This window comes from Cryobacterium sp. TMT1-66-1 (assembly GCF_004403435.1).
In the GTDB taxonomy this organism is placed as follows: Bacteria; Actinomycetota; Actinomycetes; order Actinomycetales; family Microbacteriaceae; genus Cryobacterium; species Cryobacterium flavum.
In genome coordinates this window covers 1-17,241 of record NZ_SOGP01000001.1, presented here as the reverse complement: position 1 = coordinate 17,241, position 17,241 = coordinate 1, and the positions used below count along the sequence as shown (strand labels likewise).

Genomic DNA, 17,241 nt, shown 5'->3' with positions numbered 1-17,241 from the left:
GCTTAGTTGTCGTAGTGCGAGCGAAGCTGAATGCCGCCAGCGGATCAGCGTTCCAGCTGGGCCAGCAGCGCCGCCAGAAACTCGGCCGGGTGTTCGAGGTGCGGTGAGTGCCCACAGTCGGCCAGTTCCAGCTCGGTCAGCGTGCCGCCGGCGGCCTGGTAGGCGCCAAGCACAGCCCGGGTCTGCTGGATCATCGGCTGGGGAGGGGCCACATCAGCGCCAGGCCAGCCTGGAATCACGCCGAGTTGCCCAAGATAGTTGAGATCGAAGAACGAGGTGTCCGACACGATGACGTCGTCGCTGCCGTGAATCCAGAGAATGGCCGGCTTCTCGGCCAGGTCGACAATGCCGCTCGTGTTGAAATGACCGGGAGACATGGTGTTGAGCACGCCGCTGTCGCCGGGGGCGAATCCGGGCCAATTATCTGAAACTATCGAATCCCCGGGGTAGTTACCGACGCCGGTGGCCGTGGTCAGCATGGAGTCGATCCAGATTTCATCGTGGTTCGAGCTGAACGGCGGCTTGACGTAGGTGGTCTGGTAGACGGTGCGGGGGCTGGTCTGGTCAGCGCCGTGGTCGCCGTCATGCAGCTTGGCGACGAAGTCGGGGTTCGCTCCGCCGGCGCCCGTTCCGGCGTCGTCAACGCTCAGCCGATGGCCATCCGCTCCCCCGGTGCCGCCGAATCCGTAGGGGGAAACCGGCGCGACCAGGGTGAGGGTCGCCGCGAGGCCGGGGTGATCGAGCAGCAGCTGCATGGTCACACCACCGCCCATACTCCAGCCCACAAGGTGCGCTCCGTCGACGCCGAGTTCGGTGAGCACAGCGGCGATATCGTCGGAGTAGTCGGCCAGGCCGCGGGTGGCATCGACCGGCAGGGTTTCGCTGCTGCCGAAGCCGCGCAGGTCGATGGCGAGCGCACGCATCGACGCGGGCAGGGCCAGCATCAGCGGCTGCCAGAACAGCGATGACGACACGTTGCCGTGCACGAAGACGACGGTCGCCGCAGCCGTTCCTGTTGCCGGCCGTTCGAGCACTCCGGCGCGCAGGCGCGGGGTGACAACACTGTGCGCGGTGATGCCGTCGAAAATGTTGCCCGTACTGGTGGTGATGGTGTCGCTCATGATCGGGGTCCTCTCGGGTAGCTGGCGGGGGTGTACAGGTTCACGGCCCGGGCGACCTGGTCGGCGCCCCGGTCGCTCATCACGATCGTGTAGTGGTTGACGTCGTCGACCTCCCGCACGGTCAGCCGCAGCAGTCGTGTCGCCCAGTCGGCGACAACCGCCCGGTCGTACAGTGCGGTCGGCTCGTCCAGCAGCCCGCGCGGGGCACGCAGAAATTCGATCGGCAGACTGAGGTCGGCGAGCGCCTCCGCGTAGCCGTCGGCACCGTTGAGCTCCAGCGCATTCGCGGCCACCGCCTCCAGCCGCGCCGAGGGGTGCAGAGCCGGCGCCGTGCCATCGAGGTCGTAGCGGGCAAAATCGGCCACCCGCGATGACCAGTCGGCGACGAACGCGGGGTGGTTCTGCCAAAAGTCCTGGTAGGCCTCGACCGTCTCGAAGGTCTGCGATAGCCGTTTGGCGGCTGGGCCGAGCATGAGCAGGGGGTCGATGCCCACGTCGCGTGGAATCGGCAGGCCACCGTCCACCAGAACGAGAGAGCCAACCCGGTCGGGGTAGAGGTGGGCGAGCCATACGGCGACAAACGCGCCCATCGAGTGCCCGACCACGACCGTACGGTCGACCTCCAGAAAGTCCAACAGCCGGGCCAGGTCTTCGGCGTGCTGCCGCAGCCCGTAGGGCGCCGGCAGGGCGTTGCTGCGAGCGCGACCGCGCAGGTCGGGAGCGATCACCCGCGAGCCCGGCAGGCGTTCCACCAGCCACGGCCAGCAGAGGTGCGACGCGGTGATGCCGTGGATTGCCAGCACCGTCGACTGCCCCTGGGCAGCGCGCCACTGGCCACCGCGCAGGTCTCCCCCGGCGACCCGAGCCCGGAACGGCTGATAGTGCTCACTCATCGCTGCCTCATTTCCACGGTGCTGCTGGAGACGGTGCTGCTCGAGACGGTGCTACCGGCACCCAGTGCACCCTCGATGAACCGCATCATCTGCTCGAAAACGTGCTCGGGCACGGCACGGGTTCCGCTCGCGAACGGATCGGACCCGGCCCCTTCGAGCGCCTCGTCATCTCCCCAGAGCACCCAGCGCATGCCGATCATCTCGCCGATTCCCATGAGCGCCCAGGCTGCAACGGTGGGATCGATGTCGCTGATCTGACCTGCCGCGCCGGCCGCGCGCAGCCCCGCTATGTAGCCCTCGACGATGCGCGTGTAGTGCAGGCGCAGAGCGCCAGGCGAGACGAACTCTGCCTCACGAATCACCCGGTACAGCGCGGGGTGGTCGGCGGTGAATTGAAAAAAGGCCCGAAACCCGGCGCGCTCCGAATCGATCCGATTTTCCGTAGCAGCGGATGCCGCACTCATCGCCAACCGCACGCGGTGGTTGAGGTCTTCGACCAGTTCATTGAAGATCTGCAGTTTCGAGTCGAAGTAGAGGTAGAACGTGCCCTGGCCGATGCCGGCGGCATCCGTTATGCGCGAGATCGACGCATCGGCGTAGCCGACCCGCGAGAACACCTGCTCGGCTGCTTCGATGAGTTTGCGCTTGGTTTCTTCGCCTCGGGCGGTTCGCGGCATTCCGGCGCTCATAGTTTGTTTCCTATCTTTTCAAAATCAAGTCCGTGTTTCCAGTTCTCCAGCAGCTGGCGCCGCAGCACCTTGCTGCCGAGGGATCGCGGAATTTCCGGTACGAAGCGCACGAACGCCGGAACCTTGAACGCGGCCAGTTGGGTGCGGGCGTAGGCCAAAATGCCGAGCTCATCGGCCGCGAATCCGGGTGTCAGCACGATGAAGGCCACACCGACCTCTCCCCACCGATCGTGCGGCACCCCGATGACCGCCACCTCGGCGACCGCGGCGTGTTCGATCAGCACGGTCTCCACCAGGGCCGGCGCCACGCTCTCGCCGCCCGAGATGAAGATGTCGGTGAGCCGGTCGATCACGGCAAAATAGCCGTGCTCGTCGCGGCGCACGAGGTCACCGGTGTGCAACCAGCCACCGCGCAGGGTGCGAGCGGTCTGCTCGGGAGCACGAAAATAGCCCGAGAACACGCCGGGCCCACGCACCAGCAGTTCACCCGTCGCGGCCCCGCCGAGCAGGTCGCCGGTGATCGGATCGGCCACGGCGACCTCCACGTGCGGATACGGCTTGCCGGCGTAGCCGACCATGCTGCGGGCTTCGTCGTCGGGCAGACACAACACGTTCGGGGAGGCCTCGGTCAGACCGTACCCCTGGGTGGGTGCAACTCCGCGGGCATGCCAGGTACGCAGCAGCTGCGCGGGCATTGGTGCGCCACCAACCACGGCGTGATTCAGGCTGGACAGGTCGGTCGCAGCGAAATCGGGGTGCTGCGCGAGGAACAGGTAGTTCGCCGGAACGCCCATCATGGTCGTGATGCGACGGTCCTTGATCAGGTGCAGCACCCGGCCGGGGTCGAAGGTGCGCTCGAGCACGACCGTGGCCCCCGTCCACCAGGCCAGCAAAGGCTGAATATTCCAGCCGCCCACGTGATACTGCGGCATGACCGAGAGCACCACATCTTTTCTGGTGATCTCGGTGATGCGGGAGAGCGACAGGTTGGTCCAGAAACAGTTCGCGTGGGTCAGAACCACGCCCTTGGCCGGGCCGAGCGTGCCGGAGGTGAATACGATCAGCAGGGCGTCATCGTCACGAACCGTGCGGGTCACCAGCTCATCGTCCGGGCGTGGTGCGAGCCGCCACGACAGCGGAACGAACACGAGGCCGGCCTGCGCGCAGGCGAAGAACAACACGACCTGGTCTGAGCTGTTGCCGGTGATGGTCGCCACCCGATCGCCGACGCCGTAGCCGGCGGCCCGAAAAGCCGCGGCGAGGTCGCTGGCCCGGTCGTCGAGGTCGCGGTAGCGCAGTGTGACGCCGCGGTCGTCGACGGCGACTCGTTCGGGCGTGGCCCTGGCGCGGTCGCGGGTCCATCGGCCCAGCGTGTGCAGGCCATCATCGGTCATGTCGTCTCCTCTGAGTCAAGCATGCGCTCCCGACCTCGAGCCCGAGGCCGTTGCGGCCGGCCGTTGCGCCGGGTCAGCCCAGCCAGCCCACCCGGAAGAAACAACACCACGAGAATAAACAGTGTTCTGAGAATGAACAACGGCTGCGACAAAGGAATCCGCAGAACGTCGGGCAGGCCGGCGATGAATTCCGATCCGGCCAGGGCGGTCAGCCGCTGGTCGAGAAGCGTGTAGACCAGCGCGCCGAGGACGGCGCCCCCTCGCAGCCCGACGCCGCCGAGCACGACGATCACCAGCAGGGTCAGCGTGAAGTCGGGCGTGGCGACGCGCGGCGAGACCCCGCTCTGCAGCAACAGAAACGCGGCTCCAGCGAGGGCGGCGAGCGCCCCGGCAATGCTGAAGACCAGCAGCCGCACAAAATAGGGACGGATGCCGATGACCCGCACCCGGAGTTCGTTTTCGCGAGTCGCGGCCACAACATGGCCCGCGCGGGATTTCTCCACCCACAACACCACGAGGTAGACCGTGACCAGAACAGCGAGCGACAGCCAGTACAGGTTGCGGGTGTTGAGTACGCCGACCAGTGCGTCTGGCACATGCGAGACGTCGAGGGTGAGCCCCTCGTCGCCGCCGGCCTGCCCGCCCGGATTGCGCCGTACCACGACCGAGCCGGCCTGCGCGAAGGCGAGCGTGACCATGGCAAAGGAGATACCGGTGACCCGCAGGCTGACCGAACCCACGAGTGCGGCCAACACGAAGCCGATCAGCACCGTGATCAGAATCGACGCTACGAACGTCGCACCGGCTGGCAACCAACTCGGTGAGAAGTTGCGCAGCACGATGCCCAGGCCGTAGGCGCCGGCCGCGAAGAAGAGAGCGTGCCCGAACGAGAGCATGCCGGCCAGGCCGAACACGAGGTGGTAGCTGAGCGCTAGAGCCGCGATGAGCATGGCGTAGGCGAGCAGTTGCAGGGTGCCCGGCGTGTAGGTCGCGCCCGGAAAGACACCGGGAATCGTGATGTTCAGAAGCGGCAGCAGCACCATGAGCAGCACCAGCGCCGCGCTGGCCGTGATTTTGGTCATTGGTCTGGCCCGGAAGGCGCTCATGCTTTCGCTCCCATCAGTCCGCGCGGACGCAATAACAGCACCGCGGCCAGGGCCAGCACCACGGCGAGGTCGCCGGTTCCGCCCAGATAAAAGTTTGCGAACTGCTGCAGCACTGCCACCAGAACGGATGCGATGGCCGCCCCGGCCAGAGCCCCCAACCCTCCGATGACCGTCACGATGAAGGCGAAGATCAGCAGGGACCCGCCGATGTGCGCCGAAACGTAGCCGTAGTAGATCGAGGCGAGCACCCCGCCGAGTCCGGCGGCGGCACCACCGATCGCGAACACCAGGGTGAAGGCGCGGCGCACATCGATGCCGAGCGCGGTGACCATGAGACGGTTCTCGACGCCGGCCCGAATGATCAGGCCGTACCGGGTGAACTTGAGGAACAGCACGATCGCCACGAGCACCAGCACCGCCACCAGAATGAGCATGAAGCGGTTGTTCGGAATGCGCGCGCCGAGAATCTCGGTGGTCTGCCCGAGCCAGGACGGGCTCGTCACGTAGGTCGGGTCGGTGCCCCAGATTCCCTCGAACAGAGCTACAGAGGCCAGCGCGAGGCCGACCGTCACGAGTACCTGTTCGATGTGCCGGTTGTACAGCCGCCGGATCAGGAAGAATTCGGTCGCGGCGGCGACGAGCGCCCCGACCACGGCGCCGGTCAGCATGGCAGCGACCAGTGCCCACCACGACCCGTCACTGAGCCGACGGGCTACCTCCCAGCCGATGAAGGCGCCGATGGTCAGAAAGGAGCCGTGAGCGAAGTTGAGCACGCCCATCAGGCCGTAGATGAGGGAGAGCCCGGAGGCGACCAGAAAGTACAGAGCCCCGAGGCCGAGGCCGGTGATCAGCAGCAGAACGATGGTGCTCATGCCGGCACCTGCTCCGTGTTGCAGTGGTCGGTGCTGCTGTGGTCCGCGCCGCTGTGCACGCCCAGGTAACGCTGGATGCGTTCGGGGTCATCGAGCAATTCGGCGGCTTCGCCGGTGAAGACGACGCGGCCGCCGGAGAGCACGACCACCCGGTCGGCGAGTTGGCGAATCACCTGCAGGTTCTGTTCGACCAGAAGGATCGGCACTGTTTTGGCGGCGGCCAGTAGTGCCTGGGTGACCTCGGTGACGATTTTCGGCGAGAGTCCCTTGGTGGGTTCGTCGACCAGCAACAGCCGGTTTTGGTTGAGCAGGGCTCGGGCGAGCGACACCATCTGCTGCTGCCCTCCGGAGAGGGTACCGGCGCGTTGGGCGTGGCGTTGCACGAGGTCGGGAAAGAGTTCCTCGACCAGGGCGCGGTTCGGGGGGGGCGGAGCGTTCGGCCAGTTTCAGGTTTTCGGCGACGCTGAGCTTGCCAAACACCTCGCGGTCTTCGGGCACGTAGCCGACGCCGAGCTGCACGACCTTGTGGGTGGGCAGCCGGTCGACGCGGCGCCCGGCGAGGGTGATCGCGCCGGCGCGGTCGATCAGGCCGAGGATCGATTTGATGGTGCTGGTTTTGCCGACGCCGTTCCGGCCGAGCAGAGCGGTGACGCCGGTGTCTGGTACGTCGAACGAGGCGTCTTCGACGACCTGCTGGCCCTCGATGCGTCCGTACAGGTTGCGCACGGTGAGGATATTGGTTCTTGATGTGGTGCTCATACCGGGTCTCCGAGGTAGGCGGACTGAACCGTGGGATTCTTCATCACGGCGTCGGGGGTGTCGCAGGCGAGCAGCTCGCCGTGGTGCATGACCGCAACGCGGTCGACCAGGCCGAGCACGACCTCCATGTGGTGCTCGACCATGAGCACCGTGCGGCCACCGTGGTGCAACGCGCGAATGACCTCCATCAGGCCGGGCACGTCGCCGGAGCCAACGCCGGCCATCGGCTCGTCGAGCAGGATGACGCTCGGGTCCATCGCGAGCAGCATGGCGATCTCCAGCTTGCGCTTGTCACCGTGGGAGAGGCCACCGGCTTTGGCTTCGGCAAGATCAGCCAGCCCCACCTCGTCGAGACGATCGGCGGCAAGCCGGGTGGCGGCATCCGTCCCCTTCGGAAACCGGGTGACCAGACTGCCGCCGCCGGCCTTGGCCTGTGCGGCCAGCCGCACGTTTTCGGTGGCGCTCAGCCCGTTGAACAGGCTCGAGGTTTGAAAGGTGCGACCGAGGCCGGCCCGTGCCCTGACGTGGATCGGTTCCCGGGTCATGGTGCGGCCGTTCAGTCGCACCACGCCTTCCGTGGCAAACAGCACACCGGAAATCAGGTTGAACAGGGTTGTCTTACCGGCCCCGTTGGGGCCGATCACACCGAGCATCTCGCCCCGCGGGATCGACAACGACACATCGTTGAGGATGCGTGCACCGCCGATCTGCAGGCCCAGATGCTCGATGCTGAGCACGGGCTGGTCCGGCATCGCGATCTACTTTGCTGCGACGATGGGCGGCGCGACGGTCTTGGCGTCGACAGTCTCAATCAGTTCCGGCGCCCAGGTACCGAGTCGAACGTGTATCCCTCGAGCGAGGCGATCATGTCATCGACGTTGTCACCACCGCCCTCGCGAACGGCCTGAACGAGCATCTGCGCGGCCACGAAACCGTCGGGCGAGAACAGGTCTGCCTGTGCGTCGTTGGCTTTCAGGTGATGTCCAGTTCGCGGCCGTCGACAGCGCCGGTGCCGTCGGTGGCGTAGTCGAGGCCGGCCTCGAACCCGGCGGTGTACGCGGCGCCGTAGGCGGCGAGCGGGCCGGTCGCTGAGGTGATCATGCCCACCTGCACCGCGGGCTTTGTGGTGGAATTATCGGTGGCTGCGCCGCCGGTCGTGGCCGTGGGGGCGCATCCGACCAGGGTCAGGGCGGCGACGGCGAGAATTGCCGGGGCCAGGAACATCTTTGTTACCCGCATGAAATTTGCCTCTCGTTCTACAAACCTGACAGGTGGTTCAGGTATCAGGAATCCATGGGCGATCGACGGTACTGTCAAGAGGCAGGAGTGAACCGATACCCAGACGTGGCCAATATGCTGGGGTGGCACGCATCAATTTTTTGACAAAGGAGTCCCGATGACCGAAACCGACGTCGTAATCCTGGCCGGATCACGCACCCCGCAGGGTCGCGTGAACGGGCAACTCTCGTCCCTCACCGCCGTCGACCTCGGCGCCGCCGCCATTGCCGGTGCCCTCGCCCGCGCCGGAGTGGCACCGGAGCAGGTCGACTTCGTGCTCATGGGTCAGGTCCTGCAAGCCGGGTGTGGGCAGAACCCGGCCCGGCAGTCCAGCGTGGCTGCAGGCATCCCATGGAATGTGCCGGCGATGACACTCAACAAGGTCTGTCTGTCCGGCCTTGCCGCAATCATTGATGCCGCCCGCCTGGTGCGGCTCGGCGAAGCGGATGTCGTCGTGGCCGGTGGTCAGGAATCCATGTCCCGCGCGCCCCACCTGCTGCCTGGCTCCCGCCAGGGCTGGAATTACGGAACCGTGTCAGCGCTCGACCACGCCGCTCACGACGGACTCACCGACGCCTTCGACGGCCTCTCGATGGGGCTCTCCACCGAGCGCGCGAACGTTGAACTCGGACAGACCCGCCTCGAGCAGGACGAAATCGCCGCTGCCTCGCACCAGCGCGCTGCTGCCGCAGCCGCGAGTGATGTGTTCAGCGACGAGATCACTCCGATCAGCGTGCCGCAACGGAAGGGCGAGCCGCTCCTGATCAGCACCGATGAGGGCGTTCGCGCCGAAAGTACGACCGAGACGCTCGGCCGCCTGCGCCCGGCATTCGACCCGGCGGGGAGCATCACTGCCGGCAATGCAGCCCCTCTCAGTGACGGCGCGAGCGCTGTCGTCGTGACCAGTCGCGCCTGGGCCGAGAAGCACGGCCTGCCTTGGCTCGCCGTGATCAACGCGAGCGGCCAGGTGGCCGGCCCCGACAACTCCCTGCACTCCCAGCCGGCCAATGCCATCGCGCACGCCCTCAAGCGCGAGGGCTGGACCGCCGCCGATCTCGACCTGGTCGAGATCAACGAGGCGTTCGCCTCGGTCGTGGCCCAGTCGTCGAAAGTGCTCGGCGTGTCGGCCGATGTCGTGAACATTCACGGTGGCGGCATCGCCATCGGCCACCCGATTGGGTCGAGCGGCGGGCGCATTGCACTGCACGCTGCCCTCGAACTGGCCCGGCGTGGCACCGGCAAAGCCGCCGTCGCGCTGTGCGGCGGCGGCGGCCAGGGTGAGGCGCTGCTGCTGTCCCGGTAACGGCTTCTAGGCGGGCGGTGCCTGACTGTCCGGGCGGTTGGCGCGCAGCACTTCGAGGCGGGCGCGGTACTCGACCTCGTCGATGTCGCCCTGGGCGAAGCGTTCGGTATCTCCGCCGCGGCCTCTCCGGAACGCGCTGCCAGTGCATCAACCAGGGTCACCTCCAGTTTCTGTGCGCTGAAGGACTCTACGAGCGCCGGCAGGCTGGCCAGGTCGGGCTCAGCGGCCAGCGGCGCAGTGCCCGGCTCGTTGCCTGAGCGCAGAATACCGAGCACCAGACGCACCTCTTCGAGCGCGGTTTTACTGGTGCTCTTGATGAACCAGAACCCAGGCCGCTGCGACGGAGCTATACACCCAGACGCGCACGCCCCGCACGATGCCGAGAACGATCGCGAAAATCAGGGCAACATAGGGCAGGCCGATGTCGGAACGCACGAGGGTGAATGCACCGGCCGCGGCGGCGACGACGGCCACGACCGGACCGGGAAACCGCCGGGCGCCGATCAGGGCGAGCGGGCCGATCAGGGCCAAAAAGACGGCGAGAAACCACCCGGTCAGGGCCAGGCCTGGCCGGTCAGAACCCGGGAGTGTTCCGGGTCCGCGCATCATGTCAAACCGGTCGAAGCCGCCCCGGCCCCGGCCAGGCCAGCACGGCCACCGCCGGCACCTGGATCAGAAAGGAGATCACCACGGGCAACCACAATCGAACGGGCCGCGGCATGCCGTACCCGTTCCCGCTGCACTCCCCGTGTGGTGGCATGGCTTGATGCTACTTCCGTGCGCCGGGCGCCGCATCCGCCCACGGGAGTACCTGCCGGCTACCCGAAGAAGTTGATCGGCTTGACGATGTCGGCGTAGATGAGCAACAGGCTCATCCCGCCAAGCAGAACCACGACCGCCAGCGTGAGCGGCATGAGCTTGGCCATGTCGACCGGTCCGGGGTCAGGCCGCTTGAACAGCTTCGCGAAGAATCGACGGATGCCTTCCCACAGTGCACCGGCGACGTGGCCGCCGTCGAGTGGCAGCAGGGGAACCAGGTTGAACACGAACAGGGCGATATTGAGCGATCCGAGCAGCTGCAGCATGCTGGCGACCTTCGTGGCGACCGGAATGGTGTCCATGCTCGCCAGTTCGCCGGCTACCCGGCCAACACCCACCACGCTGATTGGTCCGTTCAGGTCGCGCTCCCCCGGGCCGAACGCGGCCTTGGCCACGGCCACGAGCCGGTCGGGCAGGTTGAGAATCACGTGCGCGACGGCGGAGATGTTTTCGCCCACCAGGGGCAGCACGGCTGTCGCGGGCTGAGGCACCAGTTCGCTCGCCGCTCCGATGCCGACGAACCCGACCTCCTCGGTAATGGCAGCGCCGGAGGCGTCCGTTTTGATTTTGTTGTCGGCGGTATACACGTAGCGTTCGGTGAGTTTGGGGGTGAGCGAGAGGTCGACGTCGGCGCCGGCACGCTCGACCACCGCGGCGAGGGTGCGCCCGGGCGCCGAGCGGATGACCTCGGTCGACTGCTCCCAGCTCGTAATGGCTGTTCCGCCGATGCTGACCAATCGGTCACCAGGCTTCAACCCGGCAGCGGCACCGGGCGAGGCTTCATCGGTTGATTCGCAGGTCTGCCGGTCGCTCGAGGCGGGGAGCACGCACTGGCTCACGCTGCCGATGGTCGTGCTGATCTGCGGGCTGCCGAATCCCATGACCAGAATGGAGAACATCACGATGGCGATGAGTAGGTTCATGGTGGGCCCACCGAGCATGATGATCACGCGTTTGTAGACCGACAGCTGATAGAACGCGCGGTGCTCTTCACCATCGCCGATGGTCTCCGCGCTGGCCTTGCGGGCATCGTCGACCAGGGTGGACAGGGCGCTGGTCTTCTTCTCAGGTTCGCCCTCCTGAACCATCTGGTCGAAGAACCCGGTGGTGGTGGTGCGGGGAGCTCCGCCCTTTTTCGACGGTGGAAACATGCCGATCATGGCGATATAGCCACCGAGGGGCAGCGCCTTGACGCCGTACTCGGTCTCACCCTTGGTGCGCGACCAGAGCGTCGGGCCGAAGCCGATCATGTACTGGGTTACCTTGACGCCAAACAGCTTGGCGGGCACGAGGTGGCCAATTTCGTGCAGGCCGATAGACACGGCGAGTCCCACGACCACGATCGCGACGCCCAGTATGAACAGCAGTACGGTTTCCACTGTCGTAGAGTAACTGCACCAAGCTGCAAAGGGGCTGGCTGTGCGGCCGAACGTCCCTTTTAGGGCGCGCATGTGCTTTGCTAGAGGGTGGACGCACCAGGAGGTCCCCCTGTCTTACGAACCCATTCCCATCCAGCAGCTACCGGCCCCCGGCCCGGTGGGCAGCCTACTTGGCGACCGTTTTCTGATCGAGACCCTCATCGGCACCGGCGGGATGGCATCCGTTTATCGGGCAACGGATACCGCGCTCGGCCGTACAGTGGCCGTCAAACTCTTTCGAGCTGATGGTGGCGCCGCAGAGCCGGAGCGTCAGAGCGGCGAGATCGCCCTGCTGGCGAGCCTGAACCATTTCGCCCTGGTCACCCTGTTCGACGCCGGCACCGCCACCGTCGACGGCGTGCCGCGCACCTTCATCGTGATGGAACTCGTGGACGGCCCCGATCTGCGCGCCCGCATCGCGAGCGGCCCGCTGCCAAGCCTCGAGGTGGCCGTGATGGGTGCCGATCTGGCCGAGGCGCTGCACTACGTGCACGAGCAGGGCATCATCCACCGCGACATCAAGCCAGCCAACGTACTGCTGTCGCCCTCCGGCTTTCCTGGCCGCAGCATGCACGCCAAGCTCGCCGATTTCGGCATTGCCCGGCTGCTCGATGAGTCAAGGCTCACCGCGACCGGTTCGCTGCTCGGCACCGCGAGCTACCTGAGCCCCGAGCAGGCGCTCGGAGCTTTGATCGGTGCACCAACGGATGTCTATTCCCTCGGTCTCGTGCTGCTCGAATGCCTCACCGGGGTGCGCGCCTACCCCGGAACCGCCGTGGAGTCGGCGATGGCCAGGCTGCAACGCCAGCCGGAGATTCCGAGCACGCTCGGCCGGGACTGGACCGAGGTACTGGCGGCCATGACCGCCCGCGACACCGGCGACCGGCCCACCGCTTCCGAGGCGTCCCTGCTGCTCCGCGCGCTCGCGACCGGAGCCGAAGACCAGGCCGTGGCCACGCTGCTGCTACCCGCTCGCGCAGTTGAGGCGGCTGCGACCGAGGTGCTGCGTGCCGATCCGGCCCCCACGCCCAAACCGGCAACTGCGGCCATCTCCTGGAAGCAGACGGGGACCACGCCTGCACCGCGCCGCAACCGGGTCATCCTCTGGATCGTCCTGGCGGCCCTGGTGGTCACCGCGATCGTGCTCGGTGCGTTGTTTCTGGGCAGCGGAGACGATCCGCCAGCGGTTCCGCCGAGTTATCCGGCGGTCGACGGCACCCTCGGCACGCACCTCGAACAGCTTCAGGAAAGCGTGAACCCGTGATGCGCAAACGACTGACCCTCGCGCTCGTTTCCGGATTGCTTCTGCTCCTGCCGCTGGCCGGTTGCGCGGCTGAGCCGGTCGAACTTCAGGCCGCCACGGCCGAAAATCTGCAGTCTGCGATGCTCGGCATCACCGAGGCGGCGGCCGGCGGCGACTTCACCGAAGCCCAGTCGCTCCTCACCGCGATGCAGGGTAATTTGCGCACCGCGGCCGCCGCCGGCCAGGTCAGCGCCGAACGGTCGGCGTCGATTCAGACCGCGATCAACCGGGTCAGCACCGATCTGACGGTTGAGATCGAAGCTGCTGCTATCGCTGCTGAAGCCGCAGCCGAGGCGGCGGCCCTCGCCGAGGAACAGAATGCCAAGGACGCCGCCGAAGACGCGCGCGACGCGGAGAAAAAGGCCGCCGAGGATGCCAAGGACGCACGCGAAGAGTGCCTGGACGACAAGGACCGGGTCAAAGCGGGCGAGTGTAATTAGGCCGTCAGCCTGCCGCGATGAGCTGATCGGCGGTAGCACGCGCCCAACGTTCAGCCTCGGCGAGTGACTCGAGGGTGAGCTCGGAATCGTACTCGTGGCTCTCGACCACGCGTAGCACCGTGTCGACGATGTTCAAAAAGCCGATGCGCCCGGAGTGAAAAGCGGCGACGGCCTGCTCGTTGGCCGCGTTGAACACGGCCGGATAGGTGCCGCCTAGGCGGCCGACCTTCTTGGCGAGTTCGACCGCGGGAAAAGCCGTGTCGTCGAGGGGCTCGAAGGTCCAGCTCTGCGGTAGGGTCCAGTCGATCGGAGCGCCGACCGCAGCCACGCGGTTCGGCCAGTCCAGCCCGAGTGAGATCGGCAGTCGCATGTCGGGCGGGCTGGCCTGGGCGATGGTCGATCCGTCCACGAATTCGACCATGGAGTGCACCACGGATTGCGGGTGCACGACGGCGTCGATGCGGTCATATTCCACGTCGAACAGAAGGTGCGCCTCGATGATCTCGAGTCCCTTGTTCACGAGGGTGGCCGAGTTGGTGGTGACCACCAGGCCCATGTTCCAGGTCGGGTGGGCCAGGGCCTGCGCGGGCGTCACGCCGGCAAGCTGTTCCCTGGTGTAACCGCGAAACGGCCCACCGGATGCCGTCAGCACGAGTCGACGCACCTCGTGCTGGGTTCCCGAGCGCAATGCCTGCGCGATGGCGGAGTGTTCGGAGTCGACCGGAACGATCTGGCCTGGTGCAGCAAGATTCTTCACGAGTTCGCCGCCGACGATCAGCGACTCTTTGTTGGCCAGAGCCAGGGTGCGACCAGCTTTCAGCGCGGCCAGGGTCGGCCCCAAGCCGACCGAACCGGTGATGCCGTTGAGCACGACGTCGACGTCGACGTCCCGCACGAGCTGCTCCGCAGCATCCGCTCCCAGGGCGGTGTGCTCGACCTGAAAGTCCAGGGCCTGCGCATCGAGCAGTTCTCGGTTGCTTCCGGCAGCGAGACCGACCACCTCAAACCGCTCCGGATTGGCACGAATGACGTCGAGCGCCTGGGTTCCGATCGAGCCAGTGGACCCGAGAATGATTACTCTGCGCATACCTCCATGCTAGGTGCCGGGCGCGGCGTATGTCCGATGCTGGCCAGTGGTGGCGTAGTGTCAACGGGTGACTGGTGCCGATGCAGAACCCAAAGACAACGCCGAAACCATCACGATCGATAGTTCTGATCAAGGCGTTCCGGCCGAAGAGGCCGACGATCAGGAGCGTGTCAAGCGACCGGGATTCGTCTATTTTCTCGGCTACGGCATCATGGCCCCCGTCGCCCGAATCGTTTTTCGACCGAGCATTATCGGGCGCGAGAATATTCCGGCCACCGGCCGCGTCATTCTCGCCAGCAACCACCTCTCCTTCATCGACAGCATCGTCATTCCCCTCGTCGCGACCCGCCGCGTGCAGTTTCTGGCCAAGTCGACCTACTTCACCGGGACCGGATTCCAGGGCTGGGTGTCACGAACATTCTTCACCGCCATCGGTGCCATCGGTGTGGAACGCGGAGCCGGCCAGGCCGCGCAGGTCGCCCTCGACGCCGGCCGTGCCGTGCTCGAGGCCGAGGGCGCATTCGCGATCTACCCGGAGGGCACCCGCTCGCTCGACGGCCGCCTCTATAAGGGCCGCACGGGCGTCGCCTGGCTCGCCCTCACCACGGGCGCGGTCGTCGTTCCGGTCGGTTTGATCGGCACCCAGGAGATTCAGCCGGTCGGCACCAAGGTGCCGCGTATTCGCAAGGTCACTGTCACCTTCGGTGAACCGCTCGACCTCGGCCATCACGGCCCGGCCACCTCCGGTAAGGCACGCCGGCAGGCAACGGATGAGATCATGGCGGCCATCCACCGACTGTCCGGTCAGGAATTGGCCAACGCCTACAACGAATCGCCACCGGTCGGTACCCTCAATCGCCTCGCCCACCGGGTCTTTCCGCGCGAACGCCTGTAGCCGCGGTCTTACCGTCGAGCTGGCGGTCATAGGCTGGAGCAATGACTGCTACGTATTCGGTGCCCCAGAAACGCAAGCTCGTGACGGCTCTCCCCGGCCCCAAGTCGGTCGAGCTTCAGGCCAGGCGAGAGAAAACGGTTGCCCGCGGCGCCGGAACGCTCGCCAACATTTACATGGACCACGGCGCCGGAGCGATCCTGGTCGACGTTGATGGCAACCAGATCATCGACCTCGGCTGCGGTATCGGGGTGACCACGATCGGTCACGCGCATCCCGACGTCGTGGCGGCAGCATCCGCTCAGGCAGCGAAACTGACCCACACTCTTTTCACGGTCACGCCCTACGAGAACTACGTGGCGGTCGCCGAGAAACTGAGCCAGATCACCCCCGGCGATTTCGAGAAGCACTCGGTGCTCGTGAACACCGGCGCGGAAGCGGTGGAGAACGCGGTGAAGATCGCCCGTAAGTTCACCGGACGCCGGGCCATCGTGGCCCTCGACCACGCTTTTCACGGTCGTACCAACCTGACCATGGCGATGACCTACCGGCCGTGGCCGGAGCGCGCCGGAATGGGCCCGTTCCCCGGCGAGATCTACAGCGTGCCGACGAGCTACCCGTTCCGTGACGGCCTGAGTGGTCTGGAAGCGGCTGAGAAGACCATCGACTACATCAATACTCACATCGGCGCGACCGAGGTCGCGGCGTTCTTCGTCGAGCCGATCCAGGGCGACGGCGGCATCGTTATTCCTGCACCCGGCTATTTCAAGCGCATTCGCGAATTTTGCACCGAGAACGGCATCGTCTTCGTGGCCGATGAGATTCAGGCCGGCATCGCCCGAACCGGCGTCTGGTACTCGATCGAGCACCACGATGTCGTTCCCGACCTGGTCACAACCGCCAAGGGCATCGCCGGCGGCTTTCCGCTGGCCGCCGTCACCGGCCGCGCCGACATCATGGACTCCGTGCAGCCCGGCGGTATCGGCGGCACCTTCGGCGGCAACCCGGTCTCCACCGCGGCCGCCCTCGCAGTGTTCAACCTGATCGAGCGGGACAATCTGCTCGGTGAGGCCAAACGTGTGGAAGCCGCCCTCTGGGCGCGAATCGGCGACTGGGCCGAGAAGTTCTCCATCGTCGGCGAGGTCCGCGGCAAGGGAGCCATGTTCGGCGTCGAGCTCGTGCACCCGGGAACCAAGAAGCCCTACCCCGAGGCCCTGACCGCCGTGATCAAGCACGCCACCACGAACGGTGTCATCGCGCTCGACGCCGGCAGCTGGGATTCGGTGCTGCGCATCATGCCGAGTGTCGTGATCTCTGACGAGCTCATCGACGATGCTGCCACCGTGCTCGAGGAGGCCCTCGCTGCGCTGGTAGCCGCCTACCCCGCGTAGTCGCCCCTCACCCAGTCCGTGATGTCGACGGACTGGGTCGGCGGCAGGTCGATGTCCGAGGGGCTGATGACCGCCGCCCCACCGCCGGCCGGGCGCATCATGGTCCGGCCGTTGGCGAAGCGGATGCTGTCGGCACCGGCACAAGCGTGGGTGACGGCGATGGTGTCGGCTCCCCCGTTTCGGAAACCGGCACGAGGGGCCGTACCTGGGCGAACGGGAACGGCGACGGTGCGGCATCCGCCTGGTAGGCCTGGCCAAGAAAGTCGTAGGTGTAGTCGATATCGCCTGACGCCACCAGCCGGAGCGGAAACACGTTCCAGCCGCCGCCGGGCACCAACAGGCTCGGCACCACCATGTCCTGCTCCCCGGCGTCGAGCACCGCCGTACCGGCCGCACTCGAGCGGATGCGCCGGGCCGCGCCCGCCCGCGCGGCACCGACCCGGGTGCGCAGCCGGCGCAGCCGCGGCACGCGGGCT

General features: G+C 66.5%; 16 protein-coding genes and 2 pseudogenes. 5 read left to right on the top strand and 13 right to left on the bottom strand.

Going from position 1 to position 17,241, the window contains the following annotated elements:
• Positions 1 to 44: 44 nt before the first annotated feature.
• The 9 genes and pseudogenes from E3T29_RS00090 to E3T29_RS00050 all read right to left on the bottom strand — a co-directional run bounded on the left by E3T29_RS00090 (position 45) and on the right by E3T29_RS00050 (position 8,073).
• Positions 45 to 1,121 carry an alpha/beta fold hydrolase gene (locus E3T29_RS00090; protein ID WP_134343579.1) on the bottom strand — a complete coding sequence of 359 codons (1,077 nt, stop codon included), beginning with the start codon at positions 1,119 to 1,121 and terminating at the stop codon, positions 45 to 47.
• On the bottom strand, positions 1,118 to 2,014 hold the full coding sequence (locus E3T29_RS00085; protein WP_134343578.1) for an alpha/beta hydrolase: 897 nt from the start codon (positions 2,012 to 2,014) through the stop codon (positions 1,118 to 1,120). Before E3T29_RS00085 ends, E3T29_RS00090 begins: the two co-directional genes overlap by 4 nt.
• Positions 2,011 to 2,703, bottom strand: coding sequence for a TetR/AcrR family transcriptional regulator (locus E3T29_RS00080; protein WP_134343577.1), 693 nt, complete (start codon positions 2,701 to 2,703; stop codon positions 2,011 to 2,013). The genes E3T29_RS00085 and E3T29_RS00080 overlap by 4 nt, the downstream gene beginning before the upstream one ends.
• Positions 2,700 to 4,097, bottom strand: a complete 1,398-nt coding sequence (locus tag E3T29_RS00075) for a class I adenylate-forming enzyme family protein (RefSeq protein WP_134343576.1) — start codon at positions 4,095 to 4,097, stop codon at positions 2,700 to 2,702. The genes E3T29_RS00080 and E3T29_RS00075 overlap by 4 nt, the downstream gene beginning before the upstream one ends.
• Positions 4,094 to 5,179 carry a branched-chain amino acid ABC transporter permease gene (locus E3T29_RS00070; protein ID WP_241987562.1) on the bottom strand — a complete coding sequence of 362 codons (1,086 nt, stop codon included), beginning with the start codon at positions 5,177 to 5,179 and terminating at the stop codon, positions 4,094 to 4,096. The genes E3T29_RS00075 and E3T29_RS00070 overlap by 4 nt, the downstream gene beginning before the upstream one ends.
• Positions 5,180 to 5,199: 20 nt before the next feature.
• Positions 5,200 to 6,075 (bottom strand): branched-chain amino acid ABC transporter permease, encoded by an 876-nt coding sequence (locus E3T29_RS00065; RefSeq protein WP_134343574.1) that lies wholly within the window; start codon positions 6,073 to 6,075, stop codon positions 5,200 to 5,202.
• Positions 6,072 to 6,834: pseudogene (locus tag E3T29_RS00060) on the bottom strand (ABC transporter ATP-binding protein). The gene E3T29_RS00065 and the pseudogene E3T29_RS00060 overlap by 4 nt, the downstream one beginning before the upstream one ends.
• Positions 6,831 to 7,586 (bottom strand): ABC transporter ATP-binding protein, encoded by a 756-nt coding sequence (locus tag E3T29_RS00055; protein WP_092340908.1) that lies wholly within the window; start codon positions 7,584 to 7,586, stop codon positions 6,831 to 6,833. The pseudogene E3T29_RS00060 and the gene E3T29_RS00055 overlap by 4 nt, the downstream one beginning before the upstream one ends.
• Before the next feature lie 220 nt (positions 7,587 to 7,806).
• Positions 7,807 to 8,073, bottom strand: coding sequence for a hypothetical protein (locus E3T29_RS00050; RefSeq protein WP_134343573.1), 267 nt, complete (start codon positions 8,071 to 8,073; stop codon positions 7,807 to 7,809).
• A 157-nt stretch (positions 8,074 to 8,230) separates the two neighbouring features.
• On the opposite strand from E3T29_RS00050, the gene E3T29_RS00045 reads away from it, so the two are divergent.
• Positions 8,231 to 9,415, top strand: a complete 1,185-nt coding sequence (locus tag E3T29_RS00045; protein ID WP_134343572.1) for an acetyl-CoA C-acetyltransferase — start codon at positions 8,231 to 8,233, stop codon at positions 9,413 to 9,415.
• A 300-nt stretch (positions 9,416 to 9,715) separates the two neighbouring features.
• Here E3T29_RS00045 and E3T29_RS00035 read toward each other — a convergent pair whose 3' ends face one another.
• Both E3T29_RS00035 and E3T29_RS00030 read right to left on the bottom strand, forming a co-directional pair.
• A complete protein-coding gene (locus E3T29_RS00035) occupies positions 9,716 to 10,024 on the bottom strand; it encodes a hypothetical protein (protein WP_134343571.1) in 309 nt (102 codons plus the stop codon).
• Positions 10,025 to 10,233: 209 nt separating this feature from the next.
• The gene (locus tag E3T29_RS00030; protein ID WP_166789991.1) at positions 10,234 to 11,613 is read right to left on the bottom strand and encodes an RIP metalloprotease; all 1,380 of its coding nucleotides are present in this window, start codon (positions 11,611 to 11,613) and stop codon (positions 10,234 to 10,236) included.
• Positions 11,614 to 11,770: 157 nt separating this feature from the next.
• On the opposite strand from E3T29_RS00030, the gene E3T29_RS00025 reads away from it, so the two are divergent.
• Positions 11,771 to 12,916, top strand: a complete 1,146-nt coding sequence (locus E3T29_RS00025; protein WP_241987561.1) for a serine/threonine-protein kinase — start codon at positions 11,771 to 11,773, stop codon at positions 12,914 to 12,916.
• Positions 12,913 to 13,395 (top strand): mucin-associated surface protein, encoded by a 483-nt coding sequence (locus E3T29_RS00020; RefSeq protein WP_134343568.1) that lies wholly within the window; start codon positions 12,913 to 12,915, stop codon positions 13,393 to 13,395. The genes E3T29_RS00025 and E3T29_RS00020 overlap by 4 nt, the downstream gene beginning before the upstream one ends.
• A gap of 4 nt (positions 13,396 to 13,399) precedes the next feature.
• Here E3T29_RS00020 and dxr read toward each other — a convergent pair whose 3' ends face one another.
• Positions 13,400 to 14,482 carry a 1-deoxy-D-xylulose-5-phosphate reductoisomerase gene (dxr, locus tag E3T29_RS00015; protein WP_134343567.1) on the bottom strand — a complete coding sequence of 361 codons (1,083 nt, stop codon included), beginning with the start codon at positions 14,480 to 14,482 and terminating at the stop codon, positions 13,400 to 13,402.
• Positions 14,483 to 14,549: 67 nt separating this feature from the next.
• Between dxr and E3T29_RS00010 the strand changes: the two genes are divergently transcribed.
• Positions 14,550 to 15,377: a lysophospholipid acyltransferase family protein gene (locus E3T29_RS00010; RefSeq protein WP_370449076.1), complete on the top strand. Its 828-nt coding sequence runs from the start codon at positions 14,550 to 14,552 to the stop codon at positions 15,375 to 15,377.
• 41 nt (positions 15,378 to 15,418) lie between these two features.
• Positions 15,419 to 16,765 (top strand): aminotransferase class III-fold pyridoxal phosphate-dependent enzyme, encoded by a 1,347-nt coding sequence (locus tag E3T29_RS00005; protein WP_134343566.1) that lies wholly within the window; start codon positions 15,419 to 15,421, stop codon positions 16,763 to 16,765.
• A gap of 97 nt (positions 16,766 to 16,862) precedes the next feature.
• On the opposite strand, the pseudogene E3T29_RS19485 reads toward E3T29_RS00005, so the two are convergent.
• Positions 16,863 to 17,241: pseudogene (locus E3T29_RS19485) on the bottom strand (hypothetical protein); the annotation flags it as partial.